Genomic DNA, 19,269 nt, shown 5'->3' on the forward strand with positions numbered 1-19,269 from the left:
CGAGGTCGGCTTGCCGGACGGCGGCCGACGCTCCGTCAGACCAGCCGGGCCAGGTACCCGTTGTCGACCAGCCAGCCGACGTTGATCCGGCTCGGCGCGCCCGGAACCAGTGCGGCGTCCAACTGGTACTGGAGGCCGAGGCCGGGCTGGCCGAACCAGGGGGCGATCGGGCCGGAGTGGACGGTGAAGGCCTTGAGCACCCGGTAGTCGTGGTAGTTGCAGCCCGCCGCCGGGTTGCCGTCCAGGCTGGACGGCGGGATCGAACGGGTGGCGTACGGCAGGCCCTCGGGGGCGAGGAAGGAGCCGTACTCGCTGCCGTAGCGGTCGATCGCCTGGCCGGGGCGGAGGGTGGTGTCGTTCTCGATCGGGGTGCCGTCGGGGAGCAGCAGGTAGCCGTCGGACGGCGGGTACTTCCAGCTGCCGGCCGTGCTGTCGTAGTAAGTGGCCAGGAACTGCTGCTCGCTGAGCAGGCCGGTGCGGAAGTAGCCGATCAGCTGGCGGCCGACGGGGCCGGCGTTGGGCAGCTGGTCGGGGCCGAGCCGGGAGTCGTCGTGCCGGAAGTCGGCGGAGCACTCGGTGGTGACGGTGATCCGCAGCCCGGCGGGCGTCGCGGCGGCCGCGGTGGGCGCGGCGGTGGCGAGCAGGGCGACGGTGGCGACGAGCGGGGCGAGGAACTGGCGCAGGCGCACGGACACTCCGGTGGGGGAGGGCGGACGGCAGGGAGGGCTTCGGGGAGTGGCCGGTGACGGTCCGCACCCGAAGGCGTGCATCAGGTAAGCGGAATGTCGGACCATCAGTCAACTCTGCGTGCCCGATCAACTGCCGAGAGTGTCGGTGTTTCGGTCAGTGGGCGCGGAAACCTGGCGGGAATAGGTCGGGCTGGCGTCCCGTTGCAGCAAGTGGTTGAATGTTGAATCAACCGAGAAGGAGTTGAGAGCGGTGCAGTTCGGCATCTTCAGCGTCGGCGACGTGACCACTGACCCCACCACCGGTCGGACCCCCACGGAGCACGAGCGGATCAAGGCGATGGTGGCCATCGCGCTCAAGGCCGAGGAGGTCGGGCTCGACGTGTTCGCCACCGGCGAGCACCACAACCCGCCGTTCGTGCCGTCCTCGCCGACCACCATGCTCGGCTACATCGCGGCCCGCACCGAGAAGCTGATCCTCTCCACCTCCACCACGCTGATCACCACCAACGACCCGGTGAAGATCGCCGAGGACTTCGCGATGCTCCAGCACCTCGCGAACGGCCGGGTGGACGTGATGATGGGCCGCGGCAACACCGGCCCGGTCTACCCGTGGTTCGGCAAGGACATCCGCCAGGGCATCCCGCTCGCCATCGAGAACTACGCGCTGCTGCACCAGCTCTGGCGCGAGGAGAACGTCGACTGGCAGGGCCGCTTCCGCACCCCGCTGCAGTCCTTCACCTCCACCCCGCGCCCGCTCGACGACACCCCGCCGTTCGTCTGGCACGGCTCCATCCGCAGCCCCGAGATCGCCGAACAGGCCGCCTACTACGGCGACGGCTTCTTCGCCAACAACATCTTCTGGCCCAAGGAGCACTTCCGGCGCCTGGTCGACCTCTACCGGACCCGCTACGCCCACTACGGCCACGGCACCCCCGAGCAGGCGATGGTCGGCCTCGGCGGGCAGCTGTTCATGCGCAAGAACTCGCAGGACGCCGTACGGGAGTTCCGCCCCTACTTCGACAACGCCCCCGTCTACGGGCACGGGCCCTCGCTGGAGGAGTTCACCGAGCAGACCCCGCTCACCGTCGGCAGCCCGCAGGAAGTCATCGAGAAGACCCTGACCTTCCGCGAGACCTTCGGCGACTACCAGCGCCAGCTGTTCCTGATGGACCACGCCGGCCTGCCGCTGAAGACCGTCCTGGAGCAGCTCGACCTGCTCGGCGAGGAGGTCGTCCCCGTGCTGCGCAAGGAGTTCACGAAGAACCGGCCCGCGGACGTCCCCGAAGGTCCCACCCACGCCGCGCTGGTGACGGCGCGTCAGAGTGGGGAGGCCGCCAAGTGAGCGCACTGAAACTGGTCGTGGTGACGGCCGGCCTCTCCGTCCCGTCCTCCACCCGACTGCTCGCCGACCGCCTGTCCGCCGCCACCGCCCGCGAACTTGCCGCCAAGACAGGTGAATTCGCCGACGTCGACAGCGAACTCATCGCTACTGCCGGAGAATTCACCTCCGGAACTCGTGAACTCGGCGACGCAGGACGGGAAGTGGACGTCCGGGTGATCGAACTGCGAGAGCTCGCAAGGGACATCGCCGACAACCTGGTCACCGGCTTCCCGCCGCCCGCGCTGCGCGACGCCGTCCGGGCGGTCGAGGAGGCGGACGGCCTGATCGTCGTCACGCCGATCTTCTCCGCGTCCTACAGCGGCCTGTTCAAGTCCTTCGTCGACGTCCTCGACAAGGACGCGCTGACCGGCACCCCGGTGCTGATCGCCGCCACCGGGGGCACCGCCCGGCACAGCCTCGCCCTCGAACACGCGATGCGTCCGCTCTTCGCCCACCTGCGGGCCGTGGTGGTGCCCACCGCCGTGTTCGCCGCCTCCGAGGACTGGGGTGCGAACGGCGCCGACGGCTCGCTGGCCGGGCGGATCGACCGGGCGGCCCGCGAACTCGCCGCGCTGCTGGCCGGGCGGCCCGCCGCGACTCGTCCGATCGAGCAGGTTGTGCCCTTCGCGCAACAACTCGCTGCGCTGCGGGCGCAGTGACGGCCCGTCGATGCCTTACCTTCCCTCCGAGAGCCCCGACAACGAGGAGCGCAGCGCCATGGAACCGCAGGTCACCGACAACGTCGAGCAGTCCCGCTTCGAGATCACCACGGACGCCGGGCTGGCCGGATTCGCCGAGTACCAGCTCCGCGACGGCGGGCGGATCGCCTTCGTGCACACCGTGATCGACCCGGCCTTCGAGGGCCAGGGCCTGGGCGGCAAGCTGGCCCGCGCCGTTCTCGACACGGCGCGCGAGCGCGGCCTGGGCGTCCTGCCGTACTGCCCGTTCATCCGCGGCTGGATCGCCAAGCACCCCGAGTACGTCGACCTGGTGCCGGCCGACAAGCGCGCCAAGTTCGACCTCTGAGCCGTCGCGCGGCCGGCGGGCGGCGGGTACCGGGGACGAGACCGGTGCCCGCCGCGGAATTTGACGGAATGTGCCGAAACGGGACTCACCGTGGACGAAACGTTCCTGCACAGCTATCGTCGCCCGTCGTGACCTTCTCCATCGTCGCTCGGCACGGCAACGCCTACGGTGTGGCCGTGGCCAGCAAGTTCCTCGCGGTCGGCGCCCTGGTGCCCGCCGCCGAAATCGGCGTCGGCGCCCTCGCCTCCCAGGCCTGGGCCAACCTCGCCTACCGCCCGCAGGGCATCGCCATGCTGCGCACCGGCGCCTCGCCCGCCGACACCGTCGCCGCGCTGCTCGCCGCCGACGACGGGCGGGCGCACCGCCAGCTCGGCGTGGTCGGCCCCGAGAGCGCCGTCAGCTGGACCGGCGAGGAGTGCCTGCCCTGGGCGGGCGGCGCGTCCGGCCCGGACTACGCGATCCAGGGCAACATCCTGACCGGGCCCGAGGTGGTCGCCGACATGGAGGCCGCCTGGCTGGGATCGGCCGAACTCCCGCTTGCCGAGCGGCTGTTGGCCGCCCTCGCGGCGGGCGACGCGGCCGGCGGCGACTCCCGCGGCCGGCAGAGCGCCGCGCTGTACGTGGTCGACCCCGGCAAGGGCGTCGGCGGCTGGGGCGACACCTCGCACGACCTGCGCGTCGAGGACCACGCCGACCCGGTCGGCGAACTGCGCCGCCTGCTCGCCCTGCACGAGATCCTGCACGGCACCCCGGACCCGGACTCGCTGCTCGCGCTCGACGGCGAACTCGCCGACGAGGTCGGCACGTTGCTCGCCGCGCTCGGCTACGACGACCTGGACCGCTGGGCCGGCGTGGAGAACCTGGAGGGCCGCCTGGTCGAAGGCCGGATCGACCCGCTGGTCCTCGACCACCTGCGGACCACCGCCGCCCGCTGAGCCCGGAGGTGACGGCTCGACGCGTCGACCCGCGGACGGCCGTCACCTGGTACAGGCGGACCGGGACGGATGCCTGCCGTGCCTGCCGGGTCGGCGACCTGGCAGGCGTGTCCGCCTCCACCCCACGGTCCGGCGCGCCGGGGTGCGGTGCCGGAAGGGCGCGGGGGAAGGCCCCGCACCCCGGGTGACCGGCGTCCCGCCCGGGGCTCCACTACCGGAGCAGCGCCTTGGCGAGGTCGGCCTCCAGGTCGGCCGGGTCCTCCAGTCCGACGGACAGGCGCAGCAGGCCGGGGACGGGTTTGTGGGCGGCGGCGACCGGGCGGTGGGTGAGCGAGGCCGGGTGCTGGATCAGGGTGTCCACGCCGCCGAGCGAGACCGCGTGGGTGATCAGCTCGCAGTGTTCGGCGATCGCCGCGGCGTGCTCGAAGCCGCCGGCCGCCTCGAACGCCAGAGTGCTGCCGCCGCCGAGGAGTTGACGCCCGAGCAGCGGGGAGCCGGAGCGGCCGGGGTAGTGCACGGCGGAGACCTCGGGCTGCGCGGCCAGCCAGTCGGCGAGTCGGGCGGCGCCCGCCGAGGCGGTGCGGACCCGCAGCGGCAGGGTCTGCAGGCCGCGGTGCAGCAGGTAGCCGGCCAGCGGGTGCAGGACGGCCCCGGTGACGGCGCGCACCCGGCGCAGCCGCTCGGCCCACGCGGTGGTGCAGGCGACCGCGCCGGCCAGCACGTCGCCGTGGCCGCCGATCGACTTGGTCGCGGAGTGCAGCACCAGCGCGGCGCCGAACTCGGCGGGGCGCTGGAGCACCGGGGTGGCGAAGGTGTTGTCGACCAGCAGCGGGGCGTCGCCGCAGGCCTCGGCGACCGCGGCCAGGTCGACCAGGTCGAGGGTCGGGTTGCCGGGCGTCTCGACCAGGACCAGGCCGGTGTCGGGCCGGACGGCGGCGGCGACGGTCTCCGGGGTCGCCCACGTCACCTCGGTGCCGAGCAGCCCGGAGTCCAGCAGGTGGTCCGAGCCGCCGTACAGCGGCCGGACGGCGACCACGTGCCGGCGGCCGTCCGCGGCGGCGGCCAGCAGGCAGGCGGTGAGCGCGGCCATGCCGGAGGAGAAGGCCACCGCCTGGGCGCAGCCCTCCAGTTCGGCCAGCGCCTGCTCGAAGCGGGCGACGGTGGGGTTCCACAGCCGCTGGTAGACCAGCCCGCCCTCGGCGGGCGGCCGGCCGCCGGTCGCCAGTGCCTCGTAGGCGTCGCCGCCGGCGGTGAGGTCCGGCACCGGGTAGGTGGTGGACAGGTCGAGCGGGGGGACATGCACGCCGAGGCCGGCGAGGTCGTCGCGGCCGGCGTGCACGGCTCTGGTGTCGAGTCGGTTCATGGCCGTTGATGGTGAACTTGACGCCGGGAGAACGCCAGAGCGTCAGTCGATCATTCGGTGCGGGCCGGGTGCGGTCTTGCGGATGTTCGGCAGGGGCCGTCACGCTGGGGGCGTGCCGAACATTCCACGAGCCCGCGCGGCGCTGGACGAGACCGACCGGGCGATCGTCCGGGCCCTGCTGGTGAACGCCCGGATGGCCAACAACGCGCTGGCGGAGCTGGTCGGGGTCGCGCCGTCCACCTGTCTGACCCGGGTGCGGGCGCTGCGCGAGCGCGGGGTGATCCGCGGCTACCACGCGGAGGTCGACCTGGCGGCCGTCGGCCTGTCGCTGCAGGCGATGATCTCGGTGCGGCTGCGGGCGCACACCCGGGAGCAGAACGACAGCTTCCGCGCCGCCGCGCCGGACCTGCCCGGGGTGCTGGCGGTCTTTCACATGGCCGGCAGCGAGGACTACCTGCTGCACGTGGCGGTGGCCGACCCGGAGGCGCTGCGCTGCTTCGTGGTGGATCACCTGACGACCCATCCGGCGGTGGCGCAGACCCGCACCAACCTGGTGTTCGAGCGGATTCCGGCCTCCGCGCCCGCGATCTGACGCCGGATCGGCCCCGGTGCTCCGCGGGTCGGGCGGGGTGGCGAGTTGTGGCCACTGTCCAGCATCCGCCGCCGCAGATCTGCCGGTTCGGCCCTACCGTACTGTTATCGGCCATCTGTCCGGTTCGTACGGACGCGGGGCAGGGCTGCCGCGCCCCGACGCGGCCGGACGGCGGCGCTCCCCGCTCCGACCCGGTCGCCCCGCTGTGAAGGGACCGACCATGGCTGTCGCGGACCCACCCCAGACCGTGCGGTACAGCCCGACCGTGCGGTACCGCCTGAGCCTGGCGACCGTGCCGGCGTCCGTGCCCGAGGCGCGCCGCAGTGCACGCGCCGAGCTGGCCGCGCGCGGCCTGGACGCAGACCATCCGCTGACCGGGACGGTGCTGCTGGTGGTCAGCGAACTGGTCACCAACACGGTCCGGCACGCGGCGGCGCGCTCGCCCCGCGTCACGCTCCAACTGGACTTCGAACCCGGAGAGTTGACGATCCGGGTGCACGACCGGCACCCGGACTGCCCGCGCCGCCGGGAGACGCCGTACCCCGACGGCAGCGGCGGCTGGGGCCTGAACCTGGTGCACGAGATGGCGCTGCTGGCCGGCGGCGACACCGCGACGGTGGCCGATCCGGACGGCGGCGGCAAGACCATGGTGGTGCGGCTGCCGCGGTAGCGTGCGGCTGCGCAGCGGAGGGGGATTGGCGCGGGGCCGGCGCCGTGTCCCGGCGGGCGCCGGTTGGGAAGACGATCGGAGGACGACCCCGCGGCCCCACTCTGCTGCATACGCTCTGTTATTGCAAGTAAGTCGCAATAAGGCGGCGGCTCGCGGGGCTCAGCAGCGGCGCAGCGCCCCCGGCGCGCGCAACGACTCCAGCGACGGATAGCCGTCCACCGCCATCAGCAGATCCGCCTCCGCCAGCAGCGACCGCAGCACGTGCACCACCCCCGCCTCGCCGCCCAGCGCCAGCCCGTACACGTACGGGCGGCCCACCCCCACCGCCGTCGCGCCCAGCGCCAGCGCCTTCACCGCGTCCGCGCCGCTGCGCACCCCCGAGTCGAACAGCACCGGCAGGCCGTCCGCCGCCGCCACCGCCTCGGCCAGCGACTCCAGCGCCGGCAGCCCGCCGTTCGCCTGCCGGCCGCCGTGGTTGGAGCAGTAGACGCCGTCCACGCCGGCGTCCCTCGCCCGCCGGACGTCCTCCGGGTGGCACAGGCCCTTCAGGATCAGCGGCAGATCGGTCAGCGAACGCAGCCACGGCAGATCGTCCCAGGTCAGCGGGTTGCCGAAGATCTGCACCCAGTCCATCACCGCGCCGCGCGGATCCCCGTCCGGGTCCTTGAGCCTCGTCCGGAACACCGGGTCCGAGGTGTAGTTCGCCAGGCAGTGGCCGCGCAGCTGCGGGAAGCTGCCGCTGCCCAGGTCACGCGGCCGCCAGCCGGTCACCCAGGTGTCCAGCGTCACCACGATGCCCTTGAACCCGGCCGCCTCCGCCCGGTGCACCAGCGACTCGGCGAGCGCCCGGTCGGTCGGCGTGTACAGCTGGAAGAACCCCGGGGTGTCGCCCAGCTCCGCCGCCACCTGCTCCATCGGGTCCACCGACAGCGTCGACGCCACCATCGGCACCCCCGTCCGGGCCGCCGCCCGGGCCGTCGCCAAGTCCCCGTGCCCGTCCGGCGCGCACAGCCCCAGCACCCCGACCGGGGCCAGGAACAGCGGCGACGCCAGCTGCACGCCGAACAGGTCCACCCGCAGGTCCCGCTCCTTCGCGCCCACCAGCATCCGCGGCACCAGCCCCCAGCGCTCGAACGCCGCGACGTTCGCCCGCTGGGTGTGCTCGTCGCCCGCACCGCCCGCCACGTACGACCAGACGTCCGGGGCCAGCGCCTGCTGCGCGCGCTCCGCCAGGCCCGCGAACGTCATCGGGTACTTCGGCGCGACGCCGAACAGCGCCTCGAAGTAGATCTCGTTCTGGTAGTCGCCGAACTGCGGGGCCATCCGCGCTCCTCGGGGGTGGTGATCTCCGGTGGCGGCCACCCTCCATCCGCTACCGGCGAGTAGTCAAGGGTGTGTCCGCTGCGGGGGCGCCGCGCAGCACCAGCCGGGTCGGGACGGTCTCGGTGCGCGGCGGCGAACCGTCCCCGTCCAACCGGGCCAGCGCCAGCCGGAGCGCCGCCGCGCCCAGCTCCGCCGGGGCCTGCGCGACCGCCGACAGCGGCGGATCCAGCACCTCCGCCAGCGGCAGGTCGTCGAACGCCAGCAGCGCGACGTCGCGGCGGCCCGCCCGGCCCAGCGCCAGCACCGCACCCGTCGCCGCGTTCACGTTCGACGCGAACAGCGCCGACGGCGCCTCCGGCAGCGCCAGCAGCCGCAGCACCGCGAGTTCGGCGTCCGCCGCGGTCCGGGCGCCCGCGAGCAGCGCGTCCTCGGGCGGGACGCCCGCCTCCGCCAGCGCGTCCAGGTAGCCCGCCAGGCGCTCCCGGCGGGTGTACAGCTCCGGCGGCAGATCGCCCAGGAACGCCACCCGGCGGTGGCCCAGGCCCAGCAGGTGCGCCACGCCCTCGCGGGCGCCCGCCCGGTTCGAGGACACCACGCAGTCCGCGTCCGGCCCCGGCCGGTCCACGAACACCAGCGGCACCCCGGCGGCCCTGGCCTGCGCCAACGCCTCCCCGCCCGCCGCCGGGACCACCAGCAGAGCAGCCGTCCGACGCGCCAGGAAAGCGCTTACCACCTCGGTCTCGCGCACCCGGTCACCGCCCGAACACCCCAGCAGCACCGTCAGCCCGCGCGCCCGCGCCTCCTCCTCCACCCCGCCCGCCAACGCCCCGAAGAACGGATTCGCCAGATCCGGCACCACCAGCCCCACCGTCGAATCCGGGCCGCCCGTCCGAATGCTGCGCGCCAGCAGGTTCGGCCGAAACCCCGTCCGCCGGATCACCGCCGCCACCCGCTCCCGGGTCGCCGCCGCCACCGGACCGTCCCCGTTCAACACCCGCGAGACCGTCTTCGCACTCACCCCCGCCTCCCGCGCCACATCGTGCAAGGTCAACCGCCGCTCCATGCCCGACCCCCTCCCGTCCCGGTGTTCCACCGACCGTACCGCCGCCCTCCCGGCAGAAGATCCACCGGAGGTAGCCTGGCCTCGGATGTGGTGACCATGCGAGGCAGTGACAACCCGACGACCGGGACGGCGATCCCCGAGGTCCCGTTCGCCGCGCCACCCGGCGGACCGGCCGGAGTCGAAGTGATGACCCTCGCCGAACTGCGCGCCAAACGCGCCGCCGCCACCGACCGCGCCTTCCACCGCCCGCAACGGCCCGCCTTCCACCACCTGCTCACCCTCGACAGCGGCACCCTCCACCACACCGTCGACTTCACCGAACACGCCGTCCAACCCGGCAGCTGGCTCTGGGTCCGGCCCGGACAGGTCCAGCAGTGGGGCGAACTCGGCGACGCCGACGGCACCCTCGTCCTCTTCGAACCCGGCTTCCCCGACCCCGCGACGGTCGCCGCCGCCCGCCTCGACGACCCCTTCGCCGCCGCCGTCCTGCACACCACCGGCACCTCACGCGACGCGCTGCGCGCCGCCCTGCACCACCTCCACCACGAATACGCCTCCGGCGCGGACCTCCCCGCCGACATCCACCACGCCCTGCTCCGCCACCTGCTCGCCGCACTCCTGCTGCGCCTCGCCAACCCCGCCACCCCCTGCGGCACCACCGGCGCCGAACCCGGCGAGACCTACCGCCGCTTCCGCCACGCCGTCGAACACCACTTCACCCGCACCCGCCGCGTCGAGGACTACGCGAAAGCCCTCGGCTACTCCCCCCGCACCCTCTCCCGCGCCACCCTCGCCGCCTCCGGCATCGGCGCCAAGGAGTTCGTCGACCGCCGCGTCGTCCTCGAAGCCAAACGCCTCCTCGCCCACAGCGACACCCCCGCCGCCCGGATAGCCGACCACCTCGGCTTCGCCGACGCCGCGAATTTCGCCAAGTTCTTCCACCAACGCACCGGCACGACGCCGATCGCCTTCCGCACGGCGGTGCGCGGCACCGCCGACGAGACGTAGCCCCCGGCGGGATCGGCCGGGGGCGGGGGCGTCGGGTCCGTCGGTGTCTGCTGCCGGGTGGGGCGGGCGGGGTCAGAGGGCCGCGCGGATGAGGGCGGCGGTCTCCGCCGCGTGAGCCGCGTCGCGGTAGCGGGTGCGGGGCCAGAAGAAGCCGCGGAGACCGTCCTTGGGGTTGCGGGGGACGATGTGGGTGTGCAGGTGGGGGACGGACTGGCTGATCCGGTTGTTGGCGGCGACGAAGCTGCCGGCCGCGGCCGTGCCGCGCTCGACGGCGGCGGTCAGCTCGCGGACCCGGGTGTAGTAGGGGCCGGTCTCCTCCTCGGTGAGGTCGGTCAGGGTGGGGACGTGGCGGCGCGGGACCACCAGCAGGTGGCCGGGGAAGAGCGGGCGGTGGTCGAGGAAGGCGTGGACGGTGCCGTCGGCGAGGACGGTCTCCACCGGGACCTCGCCGGCGACGACGCGGCAGAACAGGCAGTCCATCGCCCCATCATGGCGTCCGGCGAGGCCCGGTCGATGACACTGCGTCAGGCGTGTTCCCAGGACGCCGCGGTGGCCAGGGCGACCAGCTGTTCCTGGTCGAGCGCGCCGGGGCCGGCGGCGAACCGGTAGCCGGGCCCGTACGTCCACAGCGTGACGGTGACCATGGTGCCGTCGGGGTGCAGCGCGCTCACGATCCACTCGTTGCCGGGGGCGGGATCGGTGCGCCGGGGGTCCGCGCCCTGGACCTCGCGGGCGTAGAAGCGGGTTCCGTCGGGGGCCTGGCCGGACGCCGCGCCGTAGGCGAAGTTGTTGAACGTGCTCACCGGGTCGACGGCGTAGCCGCGCCGCCACCCGTGTTCGACGGAGACGACCAGCTGGCTGGTGCGTCCGCCGAAGGACACCGCGCCGTGGGCCCGTCCGGGAGTGGCCTGCGGGTCGGTGCCGGTGTCGAGCGAGGCGCCGTCCGGCAGCGCGGCGCGCAGGGTGGCGATCACGGCGGGGCCGGTGACGGGGGTGGCCGGCGGGACGGTGGGGGCGGGGATGATGTCCAAGGAGGGCTGCCAGGCGTCGGAGGTGACCACGTCGAGCAGCTGGGCCTCGGTCAGTGCCGGGTGCTCGCGGGCCGGTCGGGTCGCGGAGCCGGTGGCGAGCTCGCTGGCGCGGATCCACCGGCCGTCGGGGGTGGTGTACGTCACCGTCCAGCTGCGGTCGTCGTTGTCCCAGCGGGGCGTGGTCACGGTGGTGACCACGTGGGAGCCGTCCGGGCGGGTGGCGGTCCGGCAGGTGCTGGTCGGTTGGGCCAGGGCGTCGGGGCACTGGAGGGCGATGGCGGCGTCGGAGAGCGGGGTGGCCATCCGGTCGAAGGCCAGCCACACCTCGACCGGGCCGTTGCCGTCGTCGTAGTTCAGCGCCGTCCCCACGGGGGTTCCCCGGCTGTCGGGCGGGGAGAGCACCACCTCGGTGATGGTGCCGCCGGTGGGCATCAGCGACCGCAGGGTGTCGGCCTCGGACAGGGTCTGCTGGGCGCTGGGCGCGCCGCCCGGCCCGGGGGTCGCGGCGGGCCGGTCGGGCAGCAGGGCCAGCGCGCAGCCGGCCGCGGCGACCAGGGCGAGCGCCGAGGCGCCGGCGGCCCGGCGGCGCAGCGCCCGGGTGCGGCCGCGGCGCTCCGCGGCCAGCGCGAACAGCTCGGTGGACGGTTCGGGGGCGTGCGCGGCGGAGGCCCGCAGGGCGCGGGCGAAGTCCTCTTCGGAAGTCATCGGTGTTCTCCGAAACGGTTGTTGAGTGAATGTCAGGGTCGGGCGAGTTCGTCGAACTCGCTGCCGAGGCGGGTGCGCAGGCGGCTCAGCGCCCGGGAGGCGCGGGAGCGGACGGCGCTCGGGGTGAGCCGCAGCGCGGCGGCGGTCTCCTCGACGCCGAGGTCCTCCCAGTAGCGCAGGACGAGTACCGCCCGGTCCTGCTGCGGGAGTTCGGCGAGCGCCCCGAGCAGGGTGAGGCGCAGAGCGGAGTCGGTCGCGGGCGCGGCGGTCTCGGCGAAGGTGTCGGTGACGTGTTCGCGGCTGCTGCGCCGGCGTCGGTGGCTGAGGAAGGTGTTGACCAGGACGGTGCGGGCGTACCCGGCGGGGTTCGCCATCCGGGAGACCCGCCGCCAGCTGCCGTAGAGCTTGCCGAGCGCCTCCTGTGCGAGGTCCTCGGCGAGATGGGCGTCGCCGCCGGTCAACAGGTAGGCGGTGCGGATCAGGGGGCCGCCGCGGGCCGCCGCGAAGTCCCGGAACTCCAGGGGCCCGCCGGCCCCGGTCGTCGTCGTGCTGTCCATGCCCCTCTAACGCGGTGGGGCGGCGGTCCTGTCGCACCGTTCTGAACGATCATCATCTGATCGCTTCATGATTTGACGGGGTGTCGAACCGGACAGAACGGGACGAAGTGTGACGATACCGTGGTGACCAGCACCAGCGAGATCGGCCAGGCGGCCCCACCGGTCCTCGACCGGCGGCAGCGCAACGTCGTGTTCGGCACCATCGTGCTCGGCATGCTGCTGGCCGCGCTCGACCAGACCATCGTCGGCACCGCGCTGCCCACCATCGTCGCGGACCTCGGCGGCGCCGCGCACATGTCCTGGGTGGTGACGTCCTACCTGCTCGCGGAGACCGTCACCACCGCGCTGGTCGGCAAGTTCGGCGACCTGTTCGGCCGCAAGGTGGTCTTCCAGGTCTCCGCGATCGTCTTCATCACCGGCTCGTTCCTGTGCGGCCTGTCCACCAACATGACGCTGCTGATCGTCTGGCGGGCCGTCCAGGGCGTCGGCGCGGGCGGCCTGATGGTCACCTCGATGGCGCTGATCGCCGACGTCATCCCGCTGCGCGAACGCGGCAAGTACCAGGGCGCGATCGGCGCGGTGTTCGGCGTCGCCACGGTGATCGGCCCGCTGCTGGGCGGCCTGTTCACCGACCACCTGTCCTGGCGCTGGGCGTTCTACGTCAACGTGCCGATCGCCGTCCTGGTGGTGATCGCCGCCGCCCGGAACATCCCGGTGGTCCGCTCCGCCGCCAAGCCCGTCATCGACTACCTGGGCATCGTGCTGGTCGCGATCGGGGCCAGCGCCCTGATCCTGGCCACCAGTTGGGGCGGCAACGAGTACGCCTGGAGCTCGCCCGTCATCATCGGCCTGTTCGCCGGCGGCGTCGTCGCACTCGGCCTGTTCTGCTGGGTGGAGACCCGCGCCGCCGAACCCACCCTGCCGATGCGGCTGTTCCGCAGCCAGGTGTTCACGGTCTGCTCGGTGCTCAGCTTCATCGTCGGCTTCGCCATGCTCGGCGCGATGACCTTCCTGCCGACCTTCCTGCAGTATGTGGACGGCGACTCCGCGACCGTCTCGGGCGTGCGCACCCTGCCGATGGTGATCGGCCTGCTGATCGCCTCGATCTTCAGCGGCAACGTGGTCTCCAAGACCGGCAAGTACCGGATCTTCCCGATCGTCGGCTCGCTGGTGATGGCGCTCGGTCTGTACCTGCTGTCGCTGCTGAACCCCGGCACCGGCGCCTGGCTGGCCAGCCTCTACATGTTCGTGCTCGGCACCGGCATCGGCCTGTGCATGCAGGTGCTGACCATCGCCGTGCAGAACACCGTCGACTACGCCGACCTCGGCACCGCCACCTCCGGCGTCACCTTCTTCCGCACCCTCGGCTCCTCGTTCGGCACCGCCGTGTTCGGCACCATCTACACCAACACGCTGAAGACCAACCTGGCCGACGGCATCGCCCGGGCCGGCGCCGCCACCGGCAGCAGCCCCGAGCAGATCGCCGGCGCCGCGCAGAGCCCGCACGGCGTCCAGGGCCTGCCCCCGGCCGCCGCCGAGCCGATCATCCGGGCGTACGCCGACTCGCTGCACACCGTCTTCCTGTGGACGGTGCCGGTCGCCCTGCTCGGCTTCCTGGTCGCGCTGTTCCTCAAGCAGGTCCCGCTCCGCGACTCCGCCCGCGCCGCCTGCACCGACATGGGCGAAGGCTTCGCCCAGCCGTCCTCCGGCGACAACTCCCGGCTGCTGGAGTTCTCCGTCGCCAAACTGCTCGGCAGCGTCGACCTGGACACCGCCCGGCAGATCGTCGCCTCCTCCGGCACCCGCCTCGACATGGCCGGCGCCTGGGCCGTCATGCAGGTCGACCTGTTCACCCGCTCCGTCGGCCACGCCACCCTCAACCTGATCGCCGTCCGCCGCCGGATGCCCCCGGAGGTCCTCCAGCCGCTGTTCGACCGGATGGTCGCCGACGGCCTCCTGGAGGTCCACGGCGGCTTCTACTCGCACACCGAGGCCGGCGAGCACGAGGCCGCGACCATCAACCGCGCCTGGTCCCAGTGGCTGGGCCGGCGCCTGGAACAGGACCGCGGCCGGCCCCGCAGCGCCGAACTTCGGGCCGCCGCCGACGCGATCGCCAAGCGCATGCTCGCCGAGGACCTCGCGGAGGGATTCCCGCAGACCAAGGCGCCCGCCCGCCGGAGCTGACCGCCCGTCAACACGGCAGCCCGAATTCGCAGGTGAGCCTGTCCTAAGATGACCTTTATGATCCTGTATGCCCCCGCACTCCTCCTCCTGCTGCTGTTCGCCATAGGTGTGCGACGCGACCGGCGCCGCTTCCGCAACGCGGTGTACCTCGGGCTCGGGATCACCTTCCTCGCCTTCGCCCTGCTCGTCACCCTCGGACAGGCCGACTCGGTGCTCGCCGAGACCGTCCTGATCGCGATCGTCCTCGTCCCCGCCGTCGGCACCCTGGTCCTCGCCGGACTGCTGATCGCCAACGGCTTCAAGATGCTCCGCAAGGAGGGCCGCCGCCTCGGAAACCTGCTCTCGCTGCTCTGCGGCGTCGGCATCCTGGTGGTGGTCGCCCTGCTGGTCGCCGCCGTCCAGGTCCAGTCCCCGGTCCTGGCGGTGATCGCCCGTACCACCTTCCTGCTCTCCTTCTACCTGTCCTTCCTCTTCGTCTGCTTCGTCGGCTACGCCTACCTGTACGGCCGGCTGACCCCCCGTCAGGACGTGGACTACGTCGTCGTCCTCGGCTCCGGCCTGCTCGGCGGCACCCGCGTCCCCCCGCTGCTGGCCAGCCGCCTCGAACGCGGCCGCGCCCTGTACGAGCGGCAGGCCGCGCAGGGCCGCCCGCCGCTGCTGATCACCTCCGGCGGCCAGGGCCCCGACGAGCAGCTCCCCGAGTCCCACGCGATGGCCGACTGGCTCACCGAACGGGGCTTCCCCGCCGACCGGATCGTGCTGGAGGACCGCTCCCGCACCACCGAGGAGAACCTCCGCTTCTCCCGCGAGCTGATGATCGGCGCCGACCCCGACTACCGGTGCGTCGTGGTCACCAACAACTTCCACGCCTTCCGCGCCGCGATCCTGGCCCGCCGGGAGGGCGTCAACGGCCAGGTCGCCGGTTCCCCCACCGCCGCCTACTTCTGGCCCAGCGCGACCATCCGCGAGTTCGTCGCCGTGCTCGTCGGCTACAAGTGGATCAACCTCGGCGTCTGCGCCTTCATCACGCTGCTCTCCGTCACCGGCTAGGACCGGGCCCGCCCCGCCTGCCCCCGCTGTCAGCCGGCGGCGGGCGCCGGGGCGGGCCTGTCCTCGCGCAGGGCCTGCCAGAGCTGCTGGGCGCGCGGCTCGTCGGCGGCCACCCGGTTGCGGTCGATCCGGTCGGTGACCACCGGGAGCGTCACGGTCCTCATCCGCTCCGGCTGCAGGCCCTTCATGCTCTGCGCGAAGTCGAGCAGGCCGTTGAGCGAGCCCAGGTCGGTGTCGGTGGTGAGCGCCTTGGTGGCCGCGTCCGCCACGCCGAAGGCCTTGGTCGGGCTGGACAGCGTGCCCTTGCGCTGGAGCTGGGAGAGGACGGCGAGCAGGAACTTCTGCTGGAGGCCGATCCGCCCGAGGTCGCTGCCGTCGCCGATGCCGTGCCGGGTGCGGACGAAGGCCAGCGCCCGGGTGCCGTCCAACTGGTGGGTGCCGGCGGGCAGGTGCAGTCCGCTGTACCTGTCGTCGATCGGGGCGTCGGTGGTGATCTCCACCCCGCCCATCGCGTCCACCAGGTCCTTGAACCCGGCGAAGTCGACCTCGGCGTAGTGGTTCATCCGCAGGCCGGTCATGGCCTCGACGGTCTTCACCACGCAGGCCGGGCCCGCCGCGGTGTAGATCGAGTTGAACATCACCCGGGGCGCCTCGGGCACCTGCCCGCCGTCGGCGGCGGTGCACGCCGGACGGGCGACCATGGTGTCCCGGGGGATGCTCACCACGGTGGCGTCGGCGCGGCCCTGGGGTATGTGGACGACCATCGCGGTGTCCGAGCGGGCGGTGCCGTCGACGTCGCCGCCCACCAGGTCGGCGTTGTCGCCGCTGCGGGAGTCCGTGCCGAGCACCAGGATGTCCTGCGCACCGGTGGGCAGCACGGCCGGCCGGTCCCCGCCGAGCGCCCTGTCGATGTCGACGGTGTCGAGGTTGCCCTCCAGGTGCCGGTACACCCAGAACCCGGTGCCGCCGACCGCCACACCGAGCGCGAGCAGCGCGCCGCCACCGATCAGAAGAATCCGCCGCCCCCTGCGGCGAGGCCGGGCCTTCCGGTCCGGTGCGGCGTCCGGCGTGGCCTCAGGCCCGGCTTCCGGTGCGGCTTCCGGTGCGGTCGTCACCTCGTCGGTCTGCGCCATGAATCGAGCATCCTCCCAGCTCACGGGCTACGGTCCGAGCCCGAAGCGGTCATGCTCTCATGCGATCTCGACAGCTGTTCGATTTTTTGATCACGGGACCGCACCAACTCCTTTCGTGCCCGATCCATGACTCTCCGCGACCGCAACTCCGGGGCGACGCAGCTCGGCCGCGCTGCGCCACCGCGCATCATCGGTGGCGGCATGCGGCGGATCAGGGCCGACTGCGGGCGATGCGGTCGGACGGACGGCGGCCGGTGCGCCCGTTGTGGGGGCGCACCGGCTCGTCGGTGTTCGTCGAACTCCGGTCAGCCGCGGGGAAGTCGGCCGGTCGGGCGGTGCGGTCGGCCCGTGGGCCGTCGGTCGTCCGGCTGGGGGCGGGTCACTGGCCGGAGGCGGCGACGAAGGTGTACGCGCCGAGTTCGATGAACAGGGCGTCGTCGAGTTCGGGGACGCCGGTGAGGGGGACGGCGAGTCGTCGTTCGAGCGGGCCGGCGTTGTTGGTCACCGGATTGTAGGCCCGCAGCACGATCCGGGCGTCGCACGGGAGGGGCTGGTCGAACTGGATCACCACCGTGACGGTGCCGGAGTAGTTGGCGGGCAGCAGGATCGAGCGGGTGTAGCCCTCGTCGGTGCCGGGCGGGTAGATCTGCGCGGTCAGGCTGAACGGGGCCTTCTGGTCGGTGTTGGAGAAGGTCGCGGTGCCGGCGGGCAGGTCCGTGCCGGAGACCCCGAAGACGAATCGCGTCGGGGTGTTGTTCAGGTTGCAGATCGCCAGGTTGGCGAGGGCGTAATTGGTCTGCTGGCACGGAATCACGTCGATGTTGCGCCAGCCGACGTTGGGGTTGTACCTGACCCAGTTCAGGTAGTCGACGAGCGAGTTGAACGTGGGCAGCGTCGCGGACATCGGGTGCGCGGGGGTGTCCACGGTGGTGATCGTGCAGTAGTGGCCCGGCGGCGTCCCGGGCGGGAAGATGAACGCGGACTCGCTGACGCAGAGCTGTCCGGGCGGGATCTCCCGGGACCCGCTGCGGGCGACCAGCGGCACGGCGGTGCCGCCGCCCTCCGCGGTGATCGGGGTCCACGCCCGCGGGTCCAGCACCAGCCCGCCGGGGGCGAAGTAGAGCCGGACGCGGCCGGAGCTGGGGCAGCCGGCCCGCAGGTTCTTCCCGCGGATGTAGATGCGGTTGAGCCTCCCGGCCACGATGGGATGGCTCACGCCGAGGTCCGGGCCGTTGTAGCTGGACTCCAGCAGGTCGAAGCCGAGGATGTCGCTGCCGAACGGGATGATGTCCGGGGACTCCCAGACCGGGTCGGACGTGGGCGTCTGCCCCACGTCCTGGAAGTTGTCGCGGACCAGGATGTCGGTCCAGTTGACGGCGGCGTTCACGGTTTCCTCCCGAATGAGTGGGACGGGACAGGGACTTCGCGCCGAGGAGTGGGCATTCGCGTCGTGATCGGGGCGCTGAGATTCCCCGAAATGCCGTCCGTCGGGCGCTCGTTGGAGGAGAGTGTGCTCATCGGCGGCCGAATGTCAGGTCGCCGGATTCGTGGTGCCGATTCGGTCCGGTGCAGCAAATGTATTGTGCTCGAACCATTTCACCCAATACGCCGCACGGGTGAATGTGTCGCAGCTGCCGTTGCCGTCGGCGGAGCGGATCGGCCTTTCGGTTCGCGGAGATGCGCCGTTGCGGAGGCCCTTACGAGGTGTCAAATATAAGACCTGGTAACCGAGTTGCTTCCATGCCGGCTTCCGGTCGATCCGGAACCGGGCCCGGACGGTAGACGGAGCCGCGGCGCCGGGCGAGTCGGACCGGCTCGGCGTCAGAGGCCGACGGTCAGGCCCTTGACCAGGGTGACCAGGCCGCCGGCCAGAGCCAGGCCGAGCACCAGTCGGCGGACCGGGCGGTCCGGGACACGGCCCGCCAGCAGCTGGCCGACGGCGGTGCCGCCGGCGACAGCGCCGGCCGCGACCGCCCACTGCGAAGCGGACAGGGCCGGCAGGCCCTTCGCGGACAGCGACATCGCATTCACCGCGAGGGCGAAGAACTGGGCGGTGGGCAGGAATTCGCGGGCCGACCAGCCGCAGTTCGCCGCGTACAGCGACAGCGCCGGGCCGCCCACCCCCGCGGCGGCGTTCAGCAGCCCGCCGGCCGCGCCCGCCACCACCGCCCCCGGCACCCCGCGCAGCGCCGCCGCCCGCACGCCGAGCATCACCACCACGGACGCGACGCTCACCACCGCGCCGATCGCCACCAGCAGCACCGACTCGGGCGCGACCGCCGCCAGCCGGGCCCCGAGCGGCACGGTGAGCGCGGCGGCCAGCACCAGCGGCACCACCCGCCGGGCCCGCACCCCGCGCCACTCGGCGGCCAGGCCGAGCAGGCTGATCGCCCCCGACGCGCAGTTCGACAGCCCCACACCGGCCGTCGGCCCCAGCACCAGCACCAGCACCGGCGCGGCGATCAGCGCGAACCCCACCCCGGACAGCCGCTGCACCGCCGCCGCGACCAGCACCACCGCGCCCAGCGCCGCCGCACCCACTGCGTCGACCTCCCGTCA

The 19,269-nt window shown here is 73.0% G+C and carries 19 protein-coding genes; 9 read left to right on the forward strand and 10 right to left on the reverse strand.

Annotated elements, in window-relative coordinates; all coding sequences use genetic code 11:
• Positions 1 to 35: 35 nt before the first annotated feature.
• Complete coding sequence (locus ACIQF6_RS02500; protein ID WP_400889197.1) at positions 36 to 689, reverse strand: TNT domain-containing protein; 654 nt, start codon at positions 687 to 689, stop codon at positions 36 to 38.
• A 250-nt stretch (positions 690 to 939) separates the two neighbouring features.
• Here ACIQF6_RS02500 and ACIQF6_RS02505 point away from each other — a divergent pair, with 250 nt between their 5' ends.
• From ACIQF6_RS02505 to ACIQF6_RS02520, 4 genes are all read left to right on the forward strand, one after another.
• Positions 940 to 2,031, forward strand: coding sequence for an LLM class flavin-dependent oxidoreductase (locus tag ACIQF6_RS02505; protein WP_400889199.1), 1,092 nt, complete (start codon positions 940 to 942; stop codon positions 2,029 to 2,031).
• Between the two features lie 5 nt (positions 2,032 to 2,036).
• The gene (locus ACIQF6_RS02510; protein ID WP_400890081.1) at positions 2,037 to 2,729 is read left to right on the forward strand and encodes an FMN reductase; all 693 of its coding nucleotides are present in this window, start codon (positions 2,037 to 2,039) and stop codon (positions 2,727 to 2,729) included.
• A gap of 58 nt (positions 2,730 to 2,787) precedes the next feature.
• A complete protein-coding gene (locus ACIQF6_RS02515; protein ID WP_400890083.1) occupies positions 2,788 to 3,096 on the forward strand; it encodes a GNAT family N-acetyltransferase in 309 nt (102 codons plus the stop codon).
• Positions 3,097 to 3,224: 128 nt separating this feature from the next.
• Entirely contained in the window at positions 3,225 to 4,031 is an 807-nt protein-coding gene (locus tag ACIQF6_RS02520) for a DUF1028 domain-containing protein (RefSeq protein WP_400889202.1), read from the forward strand.
• Positions 4,032 to 4,242: 211 nt separating this feature from the next.
• Here the strand turns inward: ACIQF6_RS02520 and ACIQF6_RS02525 are convergent, their stop codons facing one another.
• On the reverse strand, positions 4,243 to 5,394 hold the full coding sequence (locus ACIQF6_RS02525; protein WP_400889204.1) for a trans-sulfuration enzyme family protein: 1,152 nt from the start codon (positions 5,392 to 5,394) through the stop codon (positions 4,243 to 4,245).
• 112 nt (positions 5,395 to 5,506) lie between these two features.
• Between ACIQF6_RS02525 and ACIQF6_RS02530 the strand changes: the two genes are divergently transcribed.
• Together ACIQF6_RS02530 and ACIQF6_RS02535 are read left to right on the forward strand one after the other, a co-directional pair.
• Entirely contained in the window at positions 5,507 to 5,986 is a 480-nt protein-coding gene (locus ACIQF6_RS02530) for an Lrp/AsnC family transcriptional regulator (RefSeq protein ID WP_400889207.1), read from the forward strand.
• Between the two features lie 220 nt (positions 5,987 to 6,206).
• Complete coding sequence (locus ACIQF6_RS02535; protein WP_400889210.1) at positions 6,207 to 6,656, forward strand: ATP-binding protein; 450 nt, start codon at positions 6,207 to 6,209, stop codon at positions 6,654 to 6,656.
• Between the two features lie 159 nt (positions 6,657 to 6,815).
• Here the strand turns inward: ACIQF6_RS02535 and ACIQF6_RS02540 are convergent, their stop codons facing one another.
• Both ACIQF6_RS02540 and ACIQF6_RS02545 read right to left on the reverse strand, forming a co-directional pair.
• The gene (locus tag ACIQF6_RS02540) at positions 6,816 to 7,979 is read right to left on the reverse strand and encodes an alpha-hydroxy-acid oxidizing protein (protein WP_400889213.1); all 1,164 of its coding nucleotides are present in this window, start codon (positions 7,977 to 7,979) and stop codon (positions 6,816 to 6,818) included.
• Between the two features lie 49 nt (positions 7,980 to 8,028).
• A complete protein-coding gene (locus ACIQF6_RS02545) occupies positions 8,029 to 9,024 on the reverse strand; it encodes a LacI family DNA-binding transcriptional regulator (RefSeq protein WP_400890085.1) in 996 nt (331 codons plus the stop codon).
• 114 nt (positions 9,025 to 9,138) lie between these two features.
• Here ACIQF6_RS02545 and ACIQF6_RS02550 point away from each other — a divergent pair, with 114 nt between their 5' ends.
• A complete protein-coding gene (locus ACIQF6_RS02550) occupies positions 9,139 to 10,050 on the forward strand; it encodes a helix-turn-helix transcriptional regulator (protein ID WP_400889216.1) in 912 nt (303 codons plus the stop codon).
• Between the two features lie 72 nt (positions 10,051 to 10,122).
• Here ACIQF6_RS02550 and ACIQF6_RS02555 read toward each other — a convergent pair whose 3' ends face one another.
• The 3 genes from ACIQF6_RS02555 to ACIQF6_RS02565 are packed head-to-tail and all read right to left on the reverse strand — an operon-like array spanning position 10,123 to position 12,343.
• On the reverse strand, positions 10,123 to 10,530 hold the full coding sequence (locus ACIQF6_RS02555) for an HIT family protein (protein ID WP_400889219.1): 408 nt from the start codon (positions 10,528 to 10,530) through the stop codon (positions 10,123 to 10,125).
• A gap of 44 nt (positions 10,531 to 10,574) precedes the next feature.
• A complete protein-coding gene (locus tag ACIQF6_RS02560; protein WP_400889222.1) occupies positions 10,575 to 11,786 on the reverse strand; it encodes a hypothetical protein in 1,212 nt (403 codons plus the stop codon).
• Between the two features lie 32 nt (positions 11,787 to 11,818).
• Positions 11,819 to 12,343 (reverse strand): SigE family RNA polymerase sigma factor, encoded by a 525-nt coding sequence (locus ACIQF6_RS02565; protein ID WP_400889225.1) that lies wholly within the window; start codon positions 12,341 to 12,343, stop codon positions 11,819 to 11,821.
• Between the two features lie 123 nt (positions 12,344 to 12,466).
• Between ACIQF6_RS02565 and ACIQF6_RS02570 the strand changes: the two genes are divergently transcribed.
• Entirely contained in the window at positions 12,467 to 14,527 is a 2,061-nt protein-coding gene (locus ACIQF6_RS02570) for an MDR family MFS transporter (protein ID WP_400889227.1), read from the forward strand.
• 57 nt (positions 14,528 to 14,584) lie between these two features.
• Positions 14,585 to 15,577 (forward strand): YdcF family protein, encoded by a 993-nt coding sequence (locus tag ACIQF6_RS02575; RefSeq protein ID WP_400889230.1) that lies wholly within the window; start codon positions 14,585 to 14,587, stop codon positions 15,575 to 15,577.
• Positions 15,578 to 15,606: 29 nt separating this feature from the next.
• Here ACIQF6_RS02575 and ACIQF6_RS02580 read toward each other — a convergent pair whose 3' ends face one another.
• From ACIQF6_RS02580 to ACIQF6_RS02590, 3 genes are all read right to left on the reverse strand, one after another.
• Entirely contained in the window at positions 15,607 to 16,710 is a 1,104-nt protein-coding gene (locus tag ACIQF6_RS02580) for an LCP family protein (RefSeq protein ID WP_400889233.1), read from the reverse strand.
• 379 nt (positions 16,711 to 17,089) lie between these two features.
• On the reverse strand, positions 17,090 to 18,097 hold the full coding sequence (locus tag ACIQF6_RS02585) for a hypothetical protein (RefSeq protein WP_400889236.1): 1,008 nt from the start codon (positions 18,095 to 18,097) through the stop codon (positions 17,090 to 17,092).
• A 434-nt stretch (positions 18,098 to 18,531) separates the two neighbouring features.
• On the reverse strand, positions 18,532 to 19,251 hold the full coding sequence (locus ACIQF6_RS02590; protein ID WP_400889239.1) for a TSUP family transporter: 720 nt from the start codon (positions 19,249 to 19,251) through the stop codon (positions 18,532 to 18,534).
• Positions 19,252 to 19,269 lie beyond the last annotated feature (18 nt).

Origin of the sequence: Kitasatospora sp. NPDC092948 (assembly GCF_044754805.1) — a bacterium.
Classification (GTDB): Bacteria; Actinomycetota; Actinomycetes; order Streptomycetales; family Streptomycetaceae; genus Kitasatospora.